This window comes from Lentzea nigeriaca (assembly GCF_016907955.1).
In the GTDB taxonomy this organism is placed as follows: domain Bacteria; phylum Actinomycetota; class Actinomycetes; order Mycobacteriales; family Pseudonocardiaceae; genus Lentzea; species Lentzea nigeriaca.
On sequence record NZ_JAFBCX010000009.1, the window covers coordinates 1 to 20,345 of the forward strand.

The following is a 20,345-nucleotide window of genomic DNA, read 5'->3' on the forward strand; positions in this document are numbered from 1 at the left end:
CTGGTCTAACTTACTCAAAGGAATACCCCTGACGAGGAGTATTCATATTACTGGCTGTGTTTCGGCACGCTGTTGAGTTCTCAAAGAACACGCGCACACCGCAGCTCATCTCCGCGAGGAGGGAACTTCCGGGGCTGTGTCAGGCTTAGAAGTCTTTCGCCGCGCTCCGTTCCGGTGTTTTCCGGCCCGTTCCGCGCTGGCAGAGAGAAATTTACACGCCGGTCCACCGAGATCCAAATCGGGGGTCATTGACGGCGTAACCGCAGGTCAGACACCACGCGGACGGCCCAAACCAGCCGTGATCGACGCGCAGTGTGACCGGGACCACGTCGACAAGTTGCAGCCGGAGATCAACGAGGTGCGGCCGGCAGGTGCACGGTCACCGACAAACCACCCGTCGGCACGGCCACTGCCTGCGCAAACCCGCCGTGCGCCGCCACCGCGGCCCGCACGATCGAGAGACCGAGACCCGTGCCGGACTGGCTGGTGCGGTCCTTGACACCGCGGCGGAACGGCTCGAACAGCTCCTCGACGCGGTCCGGCGGGATGAGCTGACCGGACGACGACACCCGCAGCACGGACCACTGAGGCCCGGTCTCCACCACGGTCTCGATCCACCCGCCCACGTGGTTGTGGCGGACCGCGTTCTCCAGCAGGTTCCCCGCGATGCGCTCCAGCAGTGCGGGATCCCCGACCGCGAGCGCCGGCGCGCACCGGAACACCGTGCGCAGGTTCCGCGCCTCGGCTTCCGCGCGCACGGCCTTCCACGCGGACTCGACGACGGCGGAGAGATCGACCGGCTCACGCACCGCTAGCCCGACCCCATCCGTGCGCGCGAGCAGCAGCAGCGCCGACACCAGTTGCTCCGCACGCTCCCCCGCCGCACGCACGACACCGGCCATACGGCGCAGCTCTTCCACGTCGGCATCTGGGTCGGACAGAGTCACGTCCAGCTCGGTGCGCACCACCGAGAGAGGGGTACGCAGTTCGTGCGATGCGTTCGCCACGAACCGGCGTTGCGAGTCGAACGCCGCTTCGAGCCGGTCGAGCATCGCGTCGAACGTGTCCGCGAGCTCGGCGACCTCGTCACGCGGCCCTTCCAGCCGCAACCGCGACCCCAGCGACTCCGCCGACAACCGGCGCGCGGCACCCGTGACGTCATGCAACGGCTTCAGGACGCGGCCGGTGAACGTCCACGACAAGACAGCAGCGGCCACGACCATGCACGCGAACGCGATCAGCCCCGCGCGCAACAGGTCCGTACGGGCAGCGGCCGTCAACGCCTCCGTCAGCACCGCCACGTCGACGTTGACCCCGTCCACGGTGACCTGACTGCCTGAGGGGAACGACGGCGACGAGTCGAAGACCCGCCCGACCAGCGTCCACCCGAGGAACAGCAGCACAGCGCTCACCACCGCGACCAGCGCGGTGGTGAGGAGCGTGATCCGGAGGCGGAGCCCCGGCCCGCGCCGTCGCATAGGTGTCCTTAGGAATCAGACTTCAGCGGGTCCGATCGACGCGCTCGGCACCCGGTACCCGGAGCCCACCACGGTGTCGATGATGCCCGGTTCCCCGAGCTTCTTGCGCAACGTCATGACGGTGACCCGCACGGTCGTGGTGAACGGGTCCGCGTTCTCGTCCCACACCCGCTCCAGCAGCTCCTCGCTGCTCACCACGGATCCCTTGGCCGCGAGCAGGACCTCGAGCACGCCGAACTCCTTGCGGGTCAGCTCGATCGGCTGCCCACCGCGCGACACCGTGCGCCGCGCCGGGTCCAGTTCGACGTCCTGAGCCGACAGCACGGGCGGCGTCGCCGGGGTCGCACGGCGGGCCAACGCCCGTACGCGCGCGACCAGCTCGGGGAACGCGAACGGCTTCGCGAGGTAGTCGTCCGCGCCCAGCGACAGCCCGGCGACACGGTCCTCGATCGTGCCGCTGGCCGTCAGCATCATGACCCTGGTGAGCGCACCCGAGCTGAGGATCTCCTTGCACAGCTCGTCGCCGGACATCCCTGGCAGGTCGCGGTCGAGCACCACGACGTCGTACCGCGTGACGGTCGACTTCTCGTGCCCGGTCTCGCCGTCGTAGGCGACGTCCACGGCCATACCTTCACGCCTCAGGCCGCGAGCGATCGCGTCGGCCAGGGGCGCCTCGTCCTCGACTACCAGAATCCGCACGCCTCAAAGGTGCCATACCGACCTGAGAGGGCGCTTAACGGCACCTTCACGCCCGTGGGTGATGCACGAGCACATGGGTGAGCATCTGCCGGTCGTCCTCGGGCAACGGTGCGAGCAGGTCCGCGCTGCGCTGGATGCGGTGATCAGGACTTCCGCGCGGGCCGGTCCACCACGACCGTCGAGGCGGCCTGCAGTGCGCGGAGCTCCAGCAACGCCGGGTGCTCCTCCGCCAGGCGTGCGGCGTTGAGCAGCGACCGCAACGCGGCCGTCTCCCCACGCGCCCGCTCCAGCGCCGCACGTCCCTCGGACGCCGCCACCAGCTCGGCCAGCGCTGCCCGCCGCAGCTCACCTGGCATCACGACATCGCGAACAGCGACGTCGGACACCGCGACACCGAGCTCCTCGGCGCGGAGAGCAACCGCAGCCAGCACCTCGGCCGCGATGGCCTCACGCTCAGCGTCAACGGCCGTGTGTGCGCGTGGGAGCACCGCACCGCGCAGTGCCAGCTGCACGGCCGTGTAGAGCTCGTCCTCCGGTGAAGCCGACTCCACCACGAACTTCGTGGCCGACGACACCGCCCACCGGACGACGACGGTGACACGCACCAGCACGCCGTCCGCGGTCGGCACATCCTGGGCCGCAGGGGTCATCGTGCGCGGACGGATGTCGACGCGCTGCAGCACCGAACGCCGCCAGGGCAGCCGGTGCTCTCCAGGCCCGAGCTCACCCACCAGCACGCCGCGGTCGAACCGGACGCCGCGCTCCCACGGGAACAACGTGTGCTTCATCGTCTCCACACCTCCGTCCGGACAGGCCACGACCCCGGCCGGCGGAACGAAGAACGGGAGTCCACAAGGGACTCGCAAAGCTCTTCATCCCCGTGTGCGACCGGGGTCGTGGTTTCAGGGATCGAACCTGATGCTTCTGTAAAGGCACCCGCCGTCCGCTCCGATCGTGAAACCGGACCGGGAAACCTGCCGGTCACAGAAGCGGACGCGAGGTGGAGAGTAGCCGACCTACTTCTCTGCGGGCTCGTCAATATCGACGGGCAGGCACTCCAGCCGCGAGGCCCACTCCGTCACGCGTCGCGCGACGTCCTGCGCCGTGATGCCGACCAACGCCAGCACCTCGGCACGCGAGCCGTGGTCGTGGAACTGCTGCGGCAGAGCGATGTCGCGCAACGGCACGTCGACGTCGGCGTCGCGCAGCGCGGCCGCGAAGGACGAACCGAAGCCACCGTGGCGGCCACCGTCCTCAACGGTCACGACGAGCTTGTGCGCCGCGGCCATCTCCACGATGTCCACCGACATCGGGTAGATCCACCGCGGGTCGACGACCGTCACGCCGATGCCCTGGTCCTCCAGGCGTTGCGCGGCTTCGAGCCCGAGTTCGCCCAACGCGCCGACGGTCACCAACAGCACGTCCGAACCGGACCGCCGCAACACGTCGACGGAACCCACGCGCTCAAGCGCGGGCAGGTCGGGACCGACGGAAGCCTTGGGGTAGCGGATCACCGTTGGCGCGTCGGAGATCTGCACGGCCTCGCGCAGCTCCTCGGCGAGCGTGCCGGCGTCGCGTGGCGCGGCGACGTGGATGCCGGGGACGACGCCGCAGATGGACATGTCCCACATGCCGTGGTGCGACGCGCCGTCCGGGCCGGTGACGCCCGAGCGGTCCAGCACGACCGTGACGCCCTGCTTGTGCAGTGCGACGTCCATCAGCAGCTGGTCGAACGCACGGTTCAGGAACGTCGCGTAGATGGCGACGACCGGGTGCAGGCCACCGATGGCGAGACCGGCGGCGGAGGTCAGCGCGTGCTGCTCGGCGATGCCGACGTCGTAGAAGCGCTCGGGGAACGCCTTGGCGAACGCGTCCAGGCCGGTCGGTCCCTGCATCGCGGCGGTGATCGCCACGACGTCGGAGCGCTCGCGGCCGATCTCCACCAGGGAGTCGGAGAACACGTGCGTCCAGGTCCGGCCGGCCGGCTTGACGTCCTCGCCGGTGATCGGGTCGATGACACCCGTGGCGTGCATCTGGTCCGCCTGGTGGTTCTCGGCCGGCGCGAACCCCATGCCCTTGCGCGTGACCGCGTGCACGATCACCGGGCCGCCGAACGACTTCGCGCGCTGCAGCGCGGACTCCAGCGTCGTCAGGTCGTGGCCGTCGACCGGGCCGATGTACTTGAGGCCGAGGTCCTCGAACATCGCCTGCGGAGCCAGCGCGTCCTTGATGCCGCGCTTGGCGGCGTGCAGGGCGGCGTAGAGCGGCTTGCCGAAGAACGGCGTGTGCTGCAGCGCGCTCTTGCCCTTCTCCAGCACGCGCTCGTAGCCCGGACGCAGGCGCAGCGTCGAGAGGTGGTCGGCCAGACCGCCGATGGTCGGCGAGTACGAGCGGCCGTTGTCGTTGACCACGATCACGACCGGACGCGTCTTGTCCGCCGCGATGTTGTTCAACGCCTCCCAGCACATACCGCCGGTCAGCGCGCCGTCACCGACGACCGCGACCACGTGGCCGTGGGCGCCGGTGATCTGCTTCGCCTTCGCCAGACCGTCGGCGTAGGACAGTGCCGTGGAGGCGTGCGAGCTCTCCTGCACGTCGTGCTCGGACTCCGACCGCGACGGGTAGCCGGAGAGGCCTCCCTGCTGGCGCAGCCGGTCGAAGCCGTCCCGGCGACCCGTGACGATCTTGTGCACGTACGACTGGTGCCCCGTGTCGAACACGATCGGGTCCTGCGGCGAGTCGAACACGCGGTGCAGCGCCACGGTCAGCTCGACGACACCCAGGTTCGGGCCCAGGTGCCCGCCCGTCTTGGACACCTTGTCGACCAGGAAACGCCGGATCTCCTCGCACAGCTGCTTCAGCTGCGCCTCGTCCATCCGTTTCAGATCAGCCGGTCCATACACGGACTCCAGCAGGGTCACCACGCCCACCTCACTCCTGAAGACTGCGGCTCAGTCTACGGAGACTCGACTGAGACGCTTTGTCACCTCGTCTCAGGTACGAGCAGGGCGATGCACTCCACGTGGTGCGTCATCGGGAACGCGTCGAACGCCCGCAGATCCTCGAGCCGGTAGCCCTGAGCTGTGAATTCAGCCAAGTCACGAGCCAGCGCGGCGGGGTCGCAGGCCACGTACACGACGCGTTCGGGACGGCGCCGTGCGACTTCAGCCACAACGACCTTGCCCGCGCCTTTGCGCGGCGGGTCGAGCACCACGACGTGAGGGTCCTCAACGGGCAGTGCGCGCGTCACGAGACGCTCCACCTTGCCCACGACCCACTCGATCTGCGGCATGCGCCGGAGGTTGCGGCGACCGTCTTCCACGGCACCCGCGAAAGACTCCACGACCAGCACGGACCCGGTGTCGCCGACCTGCCGCGCCAGCACCGACGCGAAGAGCCCCGCGCCGCCGTAGAGATCCCATGCGCGCTGGCCCGGTCCGGCCGCTGTCCACTCCCCCACGACCGACGCGAACGTGTCCGCGGCCGCCGGGTGGACCTGCCAGAAGCCGTCCGCCGAAATTCGCCACTTTCGTTGGGCGGCGGTCTCGACGGCCGTACCGGTTCCGGCGCGTCGCACGGTGTGTCGGCCGCGCACCTCACCCACATGCAGGTTGCCGTCACCGTCCCGGGTGATCGTGAGCTCGGGGCTTCGCCACTTCCGGTTGGCCACCGCCTCGACCATGCCGGGCCGGGAGATCACACAGTGGTCGATCGGAATCACATCGTGGGAACGGGTGCCGCGGAAACCCGGCCTCCCGTCGCCGTCGACGGCCATCCGGATCCGGGTCCGCCACTCCAGCGGCCCGCCCGGCAACGCCTCCACGACGACGTCCCGTTCGATCTTGCCCAGGCGCGCGAGCTGCTCTCGGACGACCTGGGCCTTCAGCCGGCGTTGCGCGTCCCACGACACGTGCTGGAAGTCGCAGCCACCGCACATCCCCGGTCCGCTGAACGGGCACGGCGGCTCCACGCGGTCCGGTGACGGCCGCAGGATCTCCACGGCGTCCGCGCGGCAGAACGACCCGCCGTTGTCCTCGTAGACCGACACGATGACCCGCTCACCGGGCAACGCGTGCCGCACGAACAGAACGCGTCCCTCGTGCCGTGCAACGAAATGGCCCCCGTGCGCGACGGGGCTGATCTCAACCTCGAACTCTCGCCCAGTCCAGTCTTCTTTGGCCAAACTCATCGGTCGTCGAGTCCCCTTCGGACGGCACCGGGTGCGATGACGTCCTTGTCGCGCACCTTGGTGGACGACGCGAGCTGCCACGGCACGCTCGTCACCATCACACCCGGCTGGAACAGCAGCCTTCCCTTGAGCCGCAACGCACTCTGGTTGTGCAGCAGCTGCTCCCACCAGTGACCGACGACGTACTCGGGGATGAACACCGTGACGACGTCGCGCGGGTTGTCCGACTTCACCCGCTTCACGTAGTCGAGCACCGGCCGGGTGATCTCGCGGTAGGGCGACTCGATCACCTTCAGCGGGATCTTGAAGTTCTCCTTCTCCCACTGCGCGACGAGCTGGCGGGTGTCGCCGTCGTCGACGTTGACCGTGACGGCCTCCAGCACGTCCGGCCGCGTGGCTTTGGCGTAGGACAACGCGCGCAGCGTCGGCATGTGCAGTTTGGACACCAGCACCATCGCGTGGTTGCGTGCCGGCATCGTGCGCACCCGCTCCTGCTGGCGCAGCTCCTCGGCGACGGTGTCGTAGTGCTTGCGGATCGCTGTCATCAACGCGTAGATGGCGGCCATCGCGGCGATGGCGATCCACGCGCCCTTGGTGAACTTCGTGATGAGCACGATGATCAGGACGGTCGCGGTCATGACCAGACCGAACGTGTTGATCGCCTGTGAGCGGCGCATCCGGGTGCGGAGCTGGGAGTCGGTCTCGGTCTTGAGCAGCCGCTGCCAGTGCCTGATCATGCCGAGCTGGCTCAGCGTGAACGACACGAACACGCCCACGATGTAGAGCTGGATCAGCCGGGTGACCTCGGCGTCGAACGCGATCACCAGCACGACCGCGAACCCGGCCAGGAACAGGATGCCGTTGGAGAACGCCAGCCGGTCGCCGCGGGTGTGCAGCTGGCGCGGCAGGTAGCGGTCCTGGGCGAGGATCGAGCCGAGGACGGGGAAGCCGTTGAACGCGGTGTTCGCGGCGAGCACCAGGATCAGCGCGGTGACGGTCGTGATGAAGAAGAAGCCGGGCGGGAAGTTGTCGAACACCGCGTGCGCGACCTGCGCCACCATCGTCTTCTGCTCGTAACCGGCGGGGGCGCCCGCGAGCTGCTCGGCCGGGAACTCCGCCATCCGCACGCCGGTCAGCTGGGCCAGCACGATCAGGCCCATCAGCATGATCACCGCGATGAGGCCCATCATCAGCAGCGTCGTGGCGGCGTTGCGGGACTTGGGCTTGCGGAACGCGGGCACGCCGTTGCTGATGGCCTCGACACCGGTCAGCGCCGCGCAGCCCGACGAGAACGCGCGCAGCACGAGGAACACGAACGCGAGCCCCATCAGGTGGTCCTGCTCGGCGTGGATCTCGAACCCGGCACTCTCCGCGCGCATCTCGTCACCGAGCACGAACGCGCGGAACAGGCCCCACGCGATCAGGGCCATGATGCCGATCATGAACGCGTAGGTCGGGATCGCGAACGCGCTGCCGGACTCGCGGATGCCACGCAGGTTGATCGCCGTGAGGATGACGATCGCGGACACCGCGAACAGGGCCTTGTGCGTCGCGACGAACGGGATGGCCGAACCGATGTTCGCCATCGCCGCCGAGATCGACACCGCGACGGTGAGGATGTAGTCCACGAGCAGGGCGCTCGCCACTGTGAGCCCTGCTCTGCGTCCGAGGTTGACCGTCGCGACCTCGTAGTCGCCGCCGCCCGACGGGTAGGCGTGCACGTTCTGCCGGTAGCTGGCGACGACGGTGAGCATGACCACGACGACGGCGACGCCGACCCACGGCGCGATGGCGTAGGCGCTCAGGCCCGCCACCGACAACATCAGGAAGATCTCCTCCGGTGCGTACGCGACCGACGACATGGCGTCGGAGGCGAACACCGGAAGGGCTATTCGTTTGGGCAGGAGGGTGTGAGCGAGGCGATCACTGCGGAACGGCCGTCCGACCAGGAGGCGTTTGGCAGCGGTGGCGAGCTTGGACACGGCCAGAGCGTAAGGGGTCCACTCACCGGGACGGGCTAATGCTCGGTAGGTTCTGCTCAGAGTTCGCCTGAGGAGGCATGTCGTGCACGTGGTGATCATGGGATGTGGCCGGGTGGGAGCCTCCCTGGCCAGGGCCCTCGAGCGGCTCGACCACCAGGTCGCCGTGATCGACAAGGACCCGCAGTCGTTCCGCAGGCTCGGCAGCGACTTCCAGGGCCAGCAGGTCGTCGGCAACGGTTTCGACCGGCACGTCCTGATCGAGGCCGGCGTGGAACGCGCCGGCGCGTTCGCGGCGGTCTCCAGCGGCGACAACTCGAACATCATCTCGGCGCGGGTCGCGCGGGAGACGTTCGGTGTCGAGCACGTCGTCGCCCGCATCTACGACCACAAGCGGGCCGCCGTGTACGAGCGGCTGGGTATCCCGACCGTGGCGACGGTGCCGTGGACGACCGACAGGTTCCTGCGGATGCTGCTGCCCGAGGGCACGGCCACCGCGTGGCGCGACCCGTCCGGCACCGTGGCGGTGATGCCGGTCGGGGTCGCCGAGTCCTGGGTCGGCCGCCCGGTGTTCGAGCTCGAAGGGGCCATCGGCGCCCGCGTGGCGTTCCTGATGCGGTTCGGCACGGGTGTGCTGCCGGACGCGAAGACCGTCGTGCAGGCGGACGACACCATTTACGTGGCGGCGCTGTCCGGCACGGTCACCGACGTCGCGACGGCGGCGCTGCAGGCACCGGAGGAGAGCTGATGCGGATCGCGATCGCTGGTGCGGGCGCGGTGGGCAGGTCCATCGCGCAGGAGCTCGTCTCGGACGGGCACCAGGTCATGCTGATCGAGCGGGACCGGGCGCACTTCGACCCCAACTCCGTCGAGCAGGCCGAATGGGTGCAGGCCGATGCGTGCGAGCTGTCCTCTTTGGAGGACGCGGGCATGCAGCTGTGCGACGTGGTGATCGCCGCGACCGGTGACGACAAGGTCAACCTTGTCGTGTCACTGCTGGCGAAAACGGAGTTCGCGGTCCGTCGTGTCGTCGCGCGCGTGAACGACCCGACGAACGAATGGCTCTTCACCGAGTCGTGGGGTGTCGACGTGGCCGTGTCGACGCCGCGGTTGCTCGCCGCGATGGTCGAGGAGTCGGTGACGATCGGCGACGTCGTGCGGCTGCTCACGTTGCGGCAGGGGCAGGCGAACCTCGTGGAGATCACCCTCGACGAGTCCACGCCGTTCGCCGGGCGTGCCGTGTCGGAGCTGACGCTGCCGCGCGACGCCGCGCTGGTGACGATCCTGCGCGGCGGGCGGGTCATCGTGCCGCAGCCGGACGACACGTTCGAGGGCGGCGACGAGCTGTTGTTCGTCACCACCGCCGCCGTCGAGCAGGACATCAAGAAGGCCCTCGGGTACTGATGATCGGCAAACGGGGCCGGGTCACCGGCAGGGTCGGGCCTGGCCTCGTGGGCGAGGTGATGATTTCGGTGCGGGGTGGCGCGGAGGCCTTTTACGCCTATCCCGCGGACGAAGCAAGTGTGATCGAAATCGGTCAGCAAATCCTCGTCGTGGACTTCGAAGAACCCCGGACGGTCTACGTCCAGCGGTGGCGTCCGTTGTAGAGTTCTCCTTGGTGTGCCGGGAAGCCTGGTCGGCGACGTTGTTGTCGTGGGAGGCTCCCCGAGTGAGGTCTCCCTGGTGTTAGGGGGATGGCGAAATGGACGAAACTCTCTTATTCGGCATCGGTGGCGCGATTGTCGCGGTACTGATGATGTTCTTGCTCCTGCGCGCTTTGTGGCGGGTCGCGGAGCCCAACGAAGCGTTGATCATCTCTGGTCTGGGCGCCCGCGGACTGCGCGACGCCGCGGACAGCCTGACGTTCAAGATCGTCACGGGCAAGGGCGTGCTGGTGCTGCCCGGTTTCCAGACCGCGCGCCGGCTGTCGCTGGACACGCGGGTGGCCGACCTGCAGGTCTCGTGCGTGACGAGCCAGGGCATCCCGGTGCACGTCCGCGGCGTGGTGATCTACAAGGTCGGCGACGACTACGCCTCGATCGCGAACTCCGCGCGGCGGTTCCTCGACCAGCAGGACCGCATGGACGACAAGACGCACTCGCTCTTCGCCGGACACCTGCGGTCGATCGTGGGCAGCCTGACGATCGAGGACATGCTGCACAACCGCGAGGCCCTGACGGCTCAGGTGCGGCAGTCGTCCGCGGACGAGATGAGCAAGCTCGGCCTGATCGTGGACTCCCTGCAGATCCAGGAGATCGAGGACACGACCGGGTACATCACGAACCTCGGCAAGCCGCACGCCGCCGCCATCGCGGCGTCCGCGCGCATCGCCGAGGCGCAGCGCGACCAGGAGGCCACCGAAGCCGAGCAGGTCGCCAACGCCAAGAAGGCCGCGGCATGGCGCGACTCGCAGATCAAGACGGCGGCCTACCAGGCGGAGATCGACCGGGTGAAGGCCGAGTCGCAGCAGGCCGGTCCGCTGGCCATGGCGACCGCGCGGCAGCAGGTCGTCGTGCAGGAGACGCGGGCAGTCGAGCTCGAGGCCGATCTGGCCGAGCAGAAGCTGCAGGCGCAGGTCCGCAAACCCGCCGACGCCCGTGCGTACGAGACGCGGACCCTGGCCGACGCCGAACGCGACGCGCAGATCGCCCGTGCCGAGGCGCAGGCGAAGGAGATCGAACTGCGCGCCGCCGCCGACGCGACGCGGGTGAAGACCGCGGCGACGGCGGAGGCCGAGGCGACCCGCGCGACCGGTGAGGCCGAAGCGGTCGCTGCGAAAGCGCGCGGCCTGGCGATCGCGGACGCGACCAGGGCGCAGGGTCTCGCGGAGGCCGACGCGACCCAGGCGCAGGGTCTCGCCGAGGCGGAGGCGATCAAAGCGCGGTCGGCGGCGCTGGCCGAGAACCCCGACGCGGTCGTCGCGCAGCAGCTCGCGGAGAAGTGGCCGGAGATCGTGGAGGCGGCGTCGAAGGCGTTCGGGAACGTCGACCACATGGTCGTGTTCAACGGCGCCGACGGGGTGTCGGACCTGTTGACCAAGGCGTTGTCGATGGGCGGGACCGGGCTCGGGCTGGCCCGGCAGCTGATGGACGCGATGCGGTCCGACAGTTCGGGTTCCGGCATCGACAAGGCGGACAACCTGGGCAACGGCGTTCCGGCGAAGCTCACCCAGTAGGAAGCTCACCCAGTAGGAAGCTCACACCGCAGGTCCGCTGGCGCTGATATATCGCATGTTGGATGTCGGATACTGGCTGGTCAGCGGTATCCGACATCCAATACATCACATGTGATACATCGGATATCGATCATCCGCGTCCGATATATCGGATATCGGGCGTCAAGGCCGAGATGCGATATATCGGATATCAGGCTGCGGAGTTGGGCGTGGGGACGTTCCATCGCTGGTGGTTGGTACCGCCCCCGGACGCGCAGTCCCACAGCTGCACGTTCGCGCCCTGCCACCAGTTGGCACCGGAGATCTCGACGCACCGGTTGGGGTTCCGCATCGTCCGCACCCTGCCGTCCTCCTCCGGGCTCGCCCCTGGGAGGTAGAACATCTGGCTGCCCCAGTCCCGCTGGCAGTCCCACATGTGCAGGGCGGCGCCGTTGTCGCCGTTGCCCCACGCGGCGGTCAGGCACTTGTTGCTGTGCGCGTTGCGCAGGTGCAGCGGCTGCTCGGGCTCCCAGCTCCACAGCTGGCTGGCCGCGCCCTGGCAGTCGACCATGAGCACGCCCGCGCCGTTGGCCGTGTTGAAATCGGACACCGTGAGGCATCGGTTGTTGTAGCGGGACGAGATCTGGAATCGCGCCACGGCGGCCACCGCCGACGCGGTGGTGGTCGTGACGATTCCCCCGGCGATCAGCACCAGCGCGGCGCAGATCGCGGCTTTCTTGCGCATGACTTACCCCCTTTTTGTGCCGGATTTCGGCACAGGAACATCCTCGGAGGGGGGCCACAGGTCGTGGTCATGAGCATGGACATGCTCAACTTGTGGGTATCTGCGCAACGAAAGCGACCACTTACCAGCTGTGAGCGATCAGTTGCCCCTGGTCGGGCGCGAGAGTGAGCTGAGGGCCGCGCTGCGGGCGCTGGCCGCGGACGGCGCGGTGTTGCTGTCCGGTCCTCCCGGGGTCGGCAAGACGCGACTGGCCGCGGAGGCGCTCGCCGCTGTGCCTCACCCGGTGGTGCGGTGCTACGCCACGATCGCCACGTCCCGGATCCCGCTCGGCGCGATCGCGTCGCACGTGCCCACGGACCTGCCCGCCGGAGCGCCGGGGCCCGGTCTGCTGCCCGCCTCGTCGGTGCGGGCAGCCGCCGAGCACCTCGCTCGGGGCGGACGGCGGGTCCTGTCGATCGACGACGCCCATCTGCTCGATGACACGTCGCTGTTGGTGTTGCAGCACGTCGTGCGCCACAAGCTGATGCGGGTCATGTGCACGGCGCGTCCCGGCTGGAGCCTCGAAGGGCTGACCGTCGTCACCGTCGACGCGCTGGACCAGGAGCGCGCGGACGCGTTGCTCACCGCCGCGCTCGGCGGGCCCGCTGACGCGTCGACCCGGCACCTGGTGTGGGCGAACAGCCAGGGCAACCCGTTGTACCTCAAGGAACTCGTCGCGGCCGGGCTGCACTCCGGCGCGCTCACCGAGACCGACGGCGGCTGGAACTGGAGCGGGCCGCTGGAGCTGTCCGGACGGCTCGCCGAGCTCGTCGACCTGACGCTCGGGCGACTCGCCGAGCCGCAGCGGCGGACGCTGGAGCTGCTCGCGTACGGGGAGCCGCTGGAGCCGGAGCTGATGCCCGTCCCGCAGGATCTCGTCGACCTGGGGTTCGTGCGCGTCGGTGACGACGGACGCGCGCGCGTCGCGCATCCGCTCTACAGCGCGCGCCTGCGGGCCACGTGTCCGACGTTGAGATCCAGAGCCCACCGAAGAGCCCTGGCCGACCGCCTCGAGACGGAGGGCGCCGACCGGCCCGGCGACGCGGTGCGGGTCGCGACGTGGCGGCTGGACAGCGGCGCGGCCGAGTCGCCGGACATGCTGGCGCGGGCCGCCGAACAAGCACTGTCCGCACAGGACTGGGAGCTCGCCGAACGGCTCTCGCGGGCCGCCGTGGCACGTGGGGCGACATCGCGCGTGGGGCTCGTGCTCGGGCTCGTGCTGATGTACCAGCGGCAGTGCGCCCAGGCCGAGGAGGTACTCGCCGAGACGATGGCTGCGGGCGGCGACATGCTCACGTTGATCCAGGTGGGCTGCACGCGCTCGTTCAACCTGTTCTTCGGCCTTGGTGACGAAGACGCGGCCGTCGCCGTGCTGGACGAGGTCACCGCGGGAGAGCTGCCGCCGGAGCTGGAGCACGCGGTCCTGTTCTTCGCGCTGACGTTCGCGCTGGAGGCCGCGCCGCTGCGGATCGCTCGGCTCGGTGGCGAGCTGCTGATCGCCGAGGGCGGCTGGGCGGCGACGGCGGGACGGCAGCTGCTGGCGTTCGCGGACCAGTTCGCCGGCCGCTACACCGAGGCGATCACGCGGATCGAGGCCAACCACGAGGCGGTCATGGCGACCGCCGGGCGGTTCCCGTCGCTGATGAACGCGGCGAACTGGGTGCGCAACGAGAGCATGCTGCGCTGCGGTGACCTGACCGGCGCCGAGAAGCGGGCCGCGCAGGCGCTGGCCGAGGTGATCGAGGAGGACCGCTGGTCGGTCACCCAGGTGCCACCGCGGGTGCTGCTGAGCCAGAGCGCGCGGTTGCGCGGGCAGGCCGCGTCGGCCGTGCGGATCACGGCGGAGGGCATCCCGGACTCCGCCGCGCTGCCGATGATGTGGGACGTGCTGCTGCTGGCGGAGTTCGCGGCCGGTGCCGCGCTGCTCGGGCAGTCCGAGCGGGCGGAACGAGCGCTGCAGCGGGCCGAGGCGGGGTTGCGGCCGGCGTGGCGGATCGCGCGGTTCGCCGTCGGGGTCGCGCGCTCGTGGGTGCTCGCGGGCGCGGGAAACGTGAATCAAGCGATGCAGGCCGCATTGGACAACGCCGCCGCCGCACGGGCCCATGGCGCGAACTCCGAGGAGATCGTGTCGCTGCACGACGCGGCACGGTTCGGGGCGGACACCTCGCCACGGCTGCTGGAGCTCGCGAAGTCGCGCAAGGACCCGCTGACGACCGCGTACGCGTCGCATGCGCAAGCGCGCGCGTTGCGTGACCCGGCGGGGCTGGAGGAGGTGGCAGCGGCCTTCACTGCGTGCGGTGCCACGTTGTACGCGGCCGAGGCGCTCGCGGAGGCCAGCCGGTTGTCCCGGCTGCACGACCGGCCGCGGGAGGCGGAACGGCTGGAGCGGCAGGCTTCCGCGCTCGCGGAGTCGTTCGACGGCGCCACCACGCCCGGACTGGTCGTGACGAGCACACTCGCCGCGTTGACGCCGCGTCAGCTGGAGATCGCGCGGTTGGCCGTGGCGGGACTGACGAACGTGGAGATCGCCGAACGGCTCGCCATCGCCAAACGGACAGTGGACAACCATCTGCACACGACCTACGCCGCAGTGGGTGTGACAGGGCGGGGTGGGCTGCGCGCGCTGTTCGGGCGGGGCTAGCGCCCACACTTTCGTGCCCATCCTTCTCCGACTCGGACGAAACTGTGTACACGCCCGACGAAGACTTGGGCACACTGCGAGTTGTGTGGCCGTTCGTGGGCAGGACGCGAGAGCTTCAGGACGTGATGTCCGCGCTCACCGAACCGAACGGCAACGGCGCCGCGCTCGTCGGCCCCGCAGGGGTGGGCAAGTCCCGGCTCGCGGACGAGGTCGTGGCGCGGCTGGAGCAGACCGGATTCACCGTGCGGCGCTGTTACGCGACGGTGGCGACGTCGCCGATCCCGTTCGGGGCGCTGGCCGCGATGCTGCCCGCGGACATGCGCACGGCCAACCCGCTCGGTCGTGCCGTTGAGCAGCTTCTGGCCGAACCGCAGCCGTTGGCGATCGTGGTGGACGACGCGCATCTGCTCGACGACGCGTCCATCGCGTTGCTGCACCACGTGATCCGCGAGGGGCATGCGCGGGTTCTCGTGACCTCGCGGCCCGGTGAGACGACCGAGCTGTGGCAGGAGGGGTTGTTGCAGCGGTACCCGCTCGGTGACCTGTCCCGGGCCGAGTCCGACGAGCTGCTGGAACGCGCGCTGGAAGGGCCGGTGGACTCGCGGTCGTCGACGTTGCTGTGGTCCGGCAGCGCGGGAAACCCGTTGTATCTCAGGGAACTCGTGGTGTCTGGGCGCGCGCTGGGGTCGTTGCGCGCGGTCAACGGCATCTGGTCGTGGCACGGCGCGATCGAGCTGGGCGGACGGCTCGGCGAGCTCGTGCAGGAAAACCTCGGCCGGTTGGAGCCGTCGCACCGGCTGGCGCTGGAGCTGCTCGCCTACTCCGAGCCGGTGGAGCTCGACCTGCTGGCGTCGCTGGTGCGGGAGGAGGCGCTCGACGACCTCGAGACCCGCGCGCTGATCCAGGTGGAGTCGTCGGGGCGGCGGACCGTCGTGCGGCTGGGACATCCGCTGTACGGCAGCCTGCTTCGCGCGACATGCCCCGCCTTGCGTGCGCAGGCGCACCAACGGGCGTTGGCCGCCGGTCTGGAGGCGACGGGTGCGCGTCGCCGTGAAGACCTGATGCGCATCGCGACATGGCGGCTGGACGGCGGCTCGCCCATTTCGCTGGACCTGCTGGCGGCGGCGGCCGAGCAGGCGTGGGCCGCCCAGGACGTGGCGCTCGCGGAACGCCTGTGCCGGGCCGCGGTCGAGGCCGGCGGGCTGGGACGGGTCGGGCATGTGTTCGGCGAGGTGCTGATGTACGGCCGCGCGCCGCACGAAGCCGAGGCCATCCTGGCGGACGTGATGCGCGGTTCGTTGTCGCCAGCGGACCTGGGCCGCCTCGGCGCCACCCGGTCGCTGAACCTCTACTTCGGACTGGGTGACGCGGACGCCGCGGCCGCGGTGCTCGACGCCGTCGACGTCCCAGATCTCCCCGTGGACCTGCGGGACTGGCTGCGGGTGGTCCGCATCCTCGAGGCAGCACAGCGCGGTCCCGTGACCTCGGTTCTTGAGAGCAGCTATCTGCCCGTGGCCCCGCACCTGTCCGTCTCCCTGAGACGGATCAGGGCGACGTGCTTTCTGCACGCGGGCCGGTATCGCGAGGTCGAGGAGGAGACCTCCGCCTGCGAGGCCGAGGCGCTGGCGCTCGACGACGAACCGGCGGTCTGGCCCGACACCAGCGCGTCGCGCCTGCGCTGCTTCGCGCTGGCGTTCAGCGGCCGCCTCAGCGAGGCGGAAAGCCTCGCCCTGAAGATGTACGACAAGTCGTTCGACGAGCTGGACTTCACCGGCACAACATCGCTCTACAGCCTTCTGTCGTTCTGCGCGCGCATGCGCGGCCACGGCTCCCAGGCCCTGAGGCTGGCCCGCGAGGCCTGTCCGAGAACCCCCGACAACCACCTGATCTTCGACACCATCGGACTGGCGAGCCTGGCCAGCTCCGCGGCGCTCTGCGGCGACGCCGAACTGGCCTGGGACGCCCTGGCCCGTGCCGAGGAGGCCCGCCGCCCGGCGTGGCGGCTGACCGGGACGACGGTATCGCTGGCACGTTCCTGGGTGTTCGCCGCCGCGGGCGACGTGCGTGGCGCGGCCGACGCGGCGATGGCGGCCGCCGACGAGTGCGCCGAACTGGGCGTGCACAGCTGCGAGGCCATGGCGTTGCACGACGCGGCCCGTTTCGGCGTCGACACGTCACTTCGTCTGGCGGCCCTCACGTCCACGATGGACGACCCGATGACGTCGGCCTACGCGGCACACGCCACTGCCCTCGCGCACGCCTCACCGACCGTGCTGGAGGCCACGGCGACGGACTTCCTGCGCCTCGGCGCCACTCTCTACGCCGCCGAAGCCCTCGCCTCCGCCGCCCGCCTGCACCGCACGCAGGACAACGTCCGCGCGGCCTCCCAGGCCTCGGCCCGGCAGGCGCTGCTGATGCGCGACTTCGACGGTGTCCGCACCCCGGTCTTGCGCGCGGACGGCCTGACCCACCTGACCCGCCGCCAGGTGGAGGTGGCCCGCCTGGCCACCTCCGGTCTGACCAACCAGCAGATCGCCGAGAAGCTCCACACCTCGAAGCGCACGGTCGACAACCATCTGCACGCGATCTACGGCGTGCTCGGCGTGACGGGACGCGACGAACTGCGGACCGTGCTCGGCCCGCGCTGACGGCGCCTCAGCCGGCCCGCAGCGCCTCCGAGAGACGCCGCACCGTCTCCTGGGCGGCCGACGCCAGATCGACCAGCCGGGACACGAGGAAGGCCTGCCACGATGACGGCCACAGCGGCGACCACCTCGTCCGCGAAGACCTCGCTGCCCAGGCAGCCGGGGTCGCCGCCAGGCCGGCAGAGCAGCGCGCCGAGTACGTCGGCGCGCTGCTCTGCCGGCCTGGCGGCGAGGGAGTCCAGCAGGTCCTGGGCGCCGTCGCTGTCGAACGGACAGGCGCCGAAGGTCCCGACGGGTCAGTCGCGGGACTTGTCGCGGGCCTCGGCGTCGACGACTCGCTTGAGCTCGTCCATGTCCGGCGTCAACAGGTCGTCGGCCGTACGAGCGAGCACTTCCTCCGCCTCGGCTTCGGCCGCCGCGGCCTCTTCAGCCGCCTTCAGGCGCTTGTCGGCCCTGCGGACCGCCCAGACGGTCGCCAGCAGGGCGATTGCCATCAACGGATAGCCCATGCCGAGACGTGCCACCGCCAGCCAGCCGACCTGGTCCTCGTCGTAGAGCCAGCGCTGCACCACGAAGCGCGCGAAGAAGACCAGCGCCCACACGAAGGTGGCGATGTCGTAGTCGCGGACCGAGGCCTTGTCGTCGCGCCAGGAGCGGTCCCTGCCGTTGAGGAACGTCCAGATCACGCCGGCGAGCGGCCAGCGCACGATGATGGACAGCAGGAAGGCGCTGCCGTAGACGACGCTCTGCCAGATGCCGAAGAGGAAGAAACCCTTGGCCTCGCCGGTCTTGTAGGCGATGAACGCGGCGATGCCGACGCCGAACACGGCGGAGATCGCCGGTTGGATCGTGCCCTTGCGGACCGCGAGGATCACGCCGATCACGACCGCGGCGGCGAGGGCGCTGATGATCGCGGCCATGAGGTTCTTGGCGGCGAAGTTGACGATCACGAAGACGACGACGGGCAGCGACGAGTAGAGCATGCCGCTCACGCCGCCCATCTGCTCGAGGACGGTGGGCTGCTTTTCTTCGGTCTCAGCTGAAGTCATGAAGCGTTCTGCAACTCGTAATAGGGGTTGTAGAGCACCTTGCGCCCGTCGCGCACGGCGATGCGGCCACGGGCCTTGATCGTCCGACCAGGCTCGATTCCCGCGATGCGACGGCGGCCGAGCCAGACGAGGGTCACGCCCTCGGTGCCGTCGTAGAGCTCGGCTTCCAGCGTGGCGGCCGCGTCCCGGGGACAGAGTTCCACGCTGCGGAGCCTGCCGAGGACGGTGACCTCCTCACCGGACTTGCAGTCGCAGGCCTTCACCGCGCCGACGGCCTCCGCTTTTCGCGAGAGGTCGTCCGCGTCGAGCTCGGCGACGTCGCTGGTCAAGCGACGCACCAAGCGGCGCCAATAGCCGCTCATCCCCGACTCCTGCATTGCTCAAGTGGCCCCGTGGTGTGGACCGTCTGTGAGTGAGGGTACGCAGGAGGACCGACAATCTCGGGCGTGCCTGTCGAGACTGTCGTCCTCCTGCCCGGAACCGCCTCGGACGAGGTTTTTGTCCGTTCCGTGTTCGCCGAGCCGTTGTCGCAGGTCGGCGCCGTTTTCACCGCTCCACGTGTTCGCACACTCAGTGAACGGTTGACGGCTCTCGAAAATGCCTTCACAGGCCACCCGATCGTGGTGGGTGGCGTCTCACTTGGCGCGCACGTGGCCGCGTCGTGGGCCGTGCGGAATCCGGAGAAGTGCGCAGGTCTGATCCTCGCGCTGCCCGCATGGACCGGCGCACCGGACGGCGCGCCCGCAGCCCAGGCGGCCAGGGTCAGCGCGGAGATCGTCACCGGTCAGGGCCTCGACACGGCACTGAGCGGCACGACCGGCTGGCTGCGCGACGAGCTGAGCAGGGCGTGGCGCGGCTACGGCGACCAGCTCGTGCCGCACCTCGAGGAAGCCGCGGACCACCCGGCACCCACGCTCGACGAGCTGAAAACCCTCGACGTGCCAACGGGAATCGTCGGGTGCACCGATGACCCGGTGCACCCGATCGAGATCGCGCGGGAGTGGGCGGACGCCCTCCCGCGCGCAGTGCTCACCACGACGACACTCGACGCCTACCCGCGCGCACTGGGGCGCGCGGTGCGGGCGTGGCAGCAGGCACGCCAGGAGACGCGCTAGCCCTGCTGCTGGATGTGCCGGGCGATCGCTTCCGGCAGCTCGACCGGCAGCGGGGTGCGGGGCGGCATCGGCTGCTCACCGCGCACGACCACGGTGCCGCGCAGCATCTCGCGCAGCGCCTCGGAGTTCTGCTCGAAGTGCTCCTCGGGACCGGCGGCGACACCGCGCAGCATCCAGCGAGGGCCGTCGATGCCGACGAAGAGGATCTGCACGCCCTGGTTGCGCGCGGTGATCTCCTCGCCCCACTCGCCGTTCTCGCGGTTGATGCGCGCGCCGTCCTCCTTCAGGCCTGCGATCAGCTCGGCGCCGACCTCCTTCCAGAGGCCACCCGACTTCGGCGCGGCGAACGCGCTGACCGTCAGCTGACCCACGGGCGTGAGGACGTGCACCGCGCGCACGGAACCGGACTGCTGGTCCATCTCGACCTGCAGCTGGGCCTCGTCGGGCATCGGCAGCAGCACCGATCCCAGGTCGAGCCGCTGCACGTCGTCACGGGGCGCCACCGTCGAGTCCCACGGGCCCTCGACGTCGTCGAAAACCTCGTCGTGCTCCGGACCGGTGTCGACCGCCCCCGCGGAGTGACGACCGCGCTTGCGGCGCCTTCCGAACATG

18 protein-coding genes are annotated in these 20,345 nt (G+C 69.7%); 7 read left to right on the forward strand and 11 right to left on the reverse strand.

Going from position 1 to position 20,345, the window contains the following annotated elements:
• Positions 1–350: 350 nt before the first annotated feature.
• The 6 genes from JOD27_RS28355 to JOD27_RS28380 form a co-directional block, all read right to left on the reverse strand.
• Entirely contained in the window at positions 351–1,478 is a 1,128-nt protein-coding gene (locus tag JOD27_RS28355; protein ID WP_204765352.1) for a sensor histidine kinase, read from the reverse strand.
• A gap of 15 nt (positions 1,479–1,493) precedes the next feature.
• A complete protein-coding gene (locus JOD27_RS28360; RefSeq protein WP_204765353.1) occupies positions 1,494–2,177 on the reverse strand; it encodes a response regulator transcription factor in 684 nt (227 codons plus the stop codon).
• Positions 2,178–2,320: 143 nt separating this feature from the next.
• Positions 2,321–2,965: an SPFH domain-containing protein gene (locus JOD27_RS28365; protein WP_204765354.1), complete on the reverse strand. Its 645-nt coding sequence runs from the start codon at positions 2,963–2,965 to the stop codon at positions 2,321–2,323.
• A gap of 228 nt (positions 2,966–3,193) precedes the next feature.
• Positions 3,194–5,098 carry a 1-deoxy-D-xylulose-5-phosphate synthase gene (gene dxs, locus JOD27_RS28370; RefSeq protein ID WP_204765355.1) on the reverse strand — a complete coding sequence of 635 codons (1,905 nt, stop codon included), beginning with the start codon at positions 5,096–5,098 and terminating at the stop codon, positions 3,194–3,196.
• Between the two features lie 62 nt (positions 5,099–5,160).
• Positions 5,161–6,366: a class I SAM-dependent RNA methyltransferase gene (locus JOD27_RS28375; RefSeq protein WP_204765356.1), complete on the reverse strand. Its 1,206-nt coding sequence runs from the start codon at positions 6,364–6,366 to the stop codon at positions 5,161–5,163.
• Positions 6,363–8,348: an APC family permease gene (locus JOD27_RS28380; RefSeq protein WP_204765357.1), complete on the reverse strand. Its 1,986-nt coding sequence runs from the start codon at positions 8,346–8,348 to the stop codon at positions 6,363–6,365. The genes JOD27_RS28375 and JOD27_RS28380 overlap by 4 nt, the downstream gene beginning before the upstream one ends.
• Before the next feature lie 82 nt (positions 8,349–8,430).
• Between JOD27_RS28380 and JOD27_RS28385 the strand changes: the two genes are divergently transcribed.
• The 4 genes from JOD27_RS28385 to JOD27_RS28400 all read left to right on the forward strand — a co-directional run bounded on the left by JOD27_RS28385 (position 8,431) and on the right by JOD27_RS28400 (position 11,520).
• The gene (locus JOD27_RS28385; RefSeq protein WP_204765358.1) at positions 8,431–9,093 is read left to right on the forward strand and encodes a potassium channel family protein; all 663 of its coding nucleotides are present in this window, start codon (positions 8,431–8,433) and stop codon (positions 9,091–9,093) included.
• A complete protein-coding gene (locus JOD27_RS28390) occupies positions 9,093–9,749 on the forward strand; it encodes a potassium channel family protein (protein WP_204765359.1) in 657 nt (218 codons plus the stop codon). Before JOD27_RS28385 ends, JOD27_RS28390 begins: the two co-directional genes overlap by 1 nt.
• Positions 9,749–9,952, forward strand: a complete 204-nt coding sequence (locus JOD27_RS28395) for an NfeD C-terminal domain-containing protein (RefSeq protein WP_204765360.1) — start codon at positions 9,749–9,751, stop codon at positions 9,950–9,952. The genes JOD27_RS28390 and JOD27_RS28395 overlap by 1 nt, the downstream gene beginning before the upstream one ends.
• Before the next feature lie 95 nt (positions 9,953–10,047).
• Positions 10,048–11,520 carry a flotillin family protein gene (locus JOD27_RS28400; protein ID WP_204765361.1) on the forward strand — a complete coding sequence of 491 codons (1,473 nt, stop codon included), beginning with the start codon at positions 10,048–10,050 and terminating at the stop codon, positions 11,518–11,520.
• Positions 11,521–11,710: 190 nt separating this feature from the next.
• Here the strand turns inward: JOD27_RS28400 and JOD27_RS28405 are convergent, their stop codons facing one another.
• Complete coding sequence (locus JOD27_RS28405) at positions 11,711–12,244, reverse strand: RICIN domain-containing protein (protein ID WP_204765362.1); 534 nt, start codon at positions 12,242–12,244, stop codon at positions 11,711–11,713.
• 130 nt (positions 12,245–12,374) lie between these two features.
• Here JOD27_RS28405 and JOD27_RS28410 point away from each other — a divergent pair, with 130 nt between their 5' ends.
• Both JOD27_RS28410 and JOD27_RS28415 read left to right on the forward strand, forming a co-directional pair.
• Positions 12,375–14,924 (forward strand): AAA family ATPase, encoded by a 2,550-nt coding sequence (locus tag JOD27_RS28410; protein ID WP_204765363.1) that lies wholly within the window; start codon positions 12,375–12,377, stop codon positions 14,922–14,924.
• Positions 14,925–15,007: 83 nt separating this feature from the next.
• Positions 15,008–17,572, forward strand: a complete 2,565-nt coding sequence (locus tag JOD27_RS28415; protein ID WP_204765364.1) for a helix-turn-helix transcriptional regulator — start codon at positions 15,008–15,010, stop codon at positions 17,570–17,572.
• On the opposite strand, the gene JOD27_RS47250 is transcribed toward JOD27_RS28415, so the two are convergent.
• From JOD27_RS47250 to JOD27_RS28430, 3 genes are read right to left on the reverse strand one after another with little or no spacing between them, the layout of a single operon-like run.
• Positions 17,512–17,814, reverse strand: a complete 303-nt coding sequence (locus tag JOD27_RS47250; protein WP_204765627.1) for a hypothetical protein — start codon at positions 17,812–17,814, stop codon at positions 17,512–17,514. The genes JOD27_RS28415 and JOD27_RS47250 overlap by 61 nt on opposite strands.
• 51 nt (positions 17,815–17,865) lie before the next feature.
• Positions 17,866–18,618 carry a DUF3159 domain-containing protein gene (locus JOD27_RS28425; protein WP_204765365.1) on the reverse strand — a complete coding sequence of 251 codons (753 nt, stop codon included), beginning with the start codon at positions 18,616–18,618 and terminating at the stop codon, positions 17,866–17,868.
• The gene (locus JOD27_RS28430; protein WP_030464824.1) at positions 18,615–18,995 is read right to left on the reverse strand and encodes an OB-fold nucleic acid binding domain-containing protein; all 381 of its coding nucleotides are present in this window, start codon (positions 18,993–18,995) and stop codon (positions 18,615–18,617) included. The genes JOD27_RS28425 and JOD27_RS28430 overlap by 4 nt, the downstream gene beginning before the upstream one ends.
• Before the next feature lie 69 nt (positions 18,996–19,064).
• On the opposite strand from JOD27_RS28430, the gene JOD27_RS28435 reads away from it, so the two are divergent.
• Positions 19,065–19,733 carry an alpha/beta fold hydrolase gene (locus JOD27_RS28435; RefSeq protein WP_204765366.1) on the forward strand — a complete coding sequence of 223 codons (669 nt, stop codon included), beginning with the start codon at positions 19,065–19,067 and terminating at the stop codon, positions 19,731–19,733.
• Here the strand turns inward: JOD27_RS28435 and JOD27_RS28440 are convergent.
• A complete protein-coding gene (locus JOD27_RS28440; protein WP_204765367.1) occupies positions 19,730–20,344 on the reverse strand; it encodes a DUF3710 domain-containing protein in 615 nt (204 codons plus the stop codon). The genes JOD27_RS28435 and JOD27_RS28440 overlap by 4 nt on opposite strands.
• Position 20,345 lies beyond the last annotated feature (1 nt).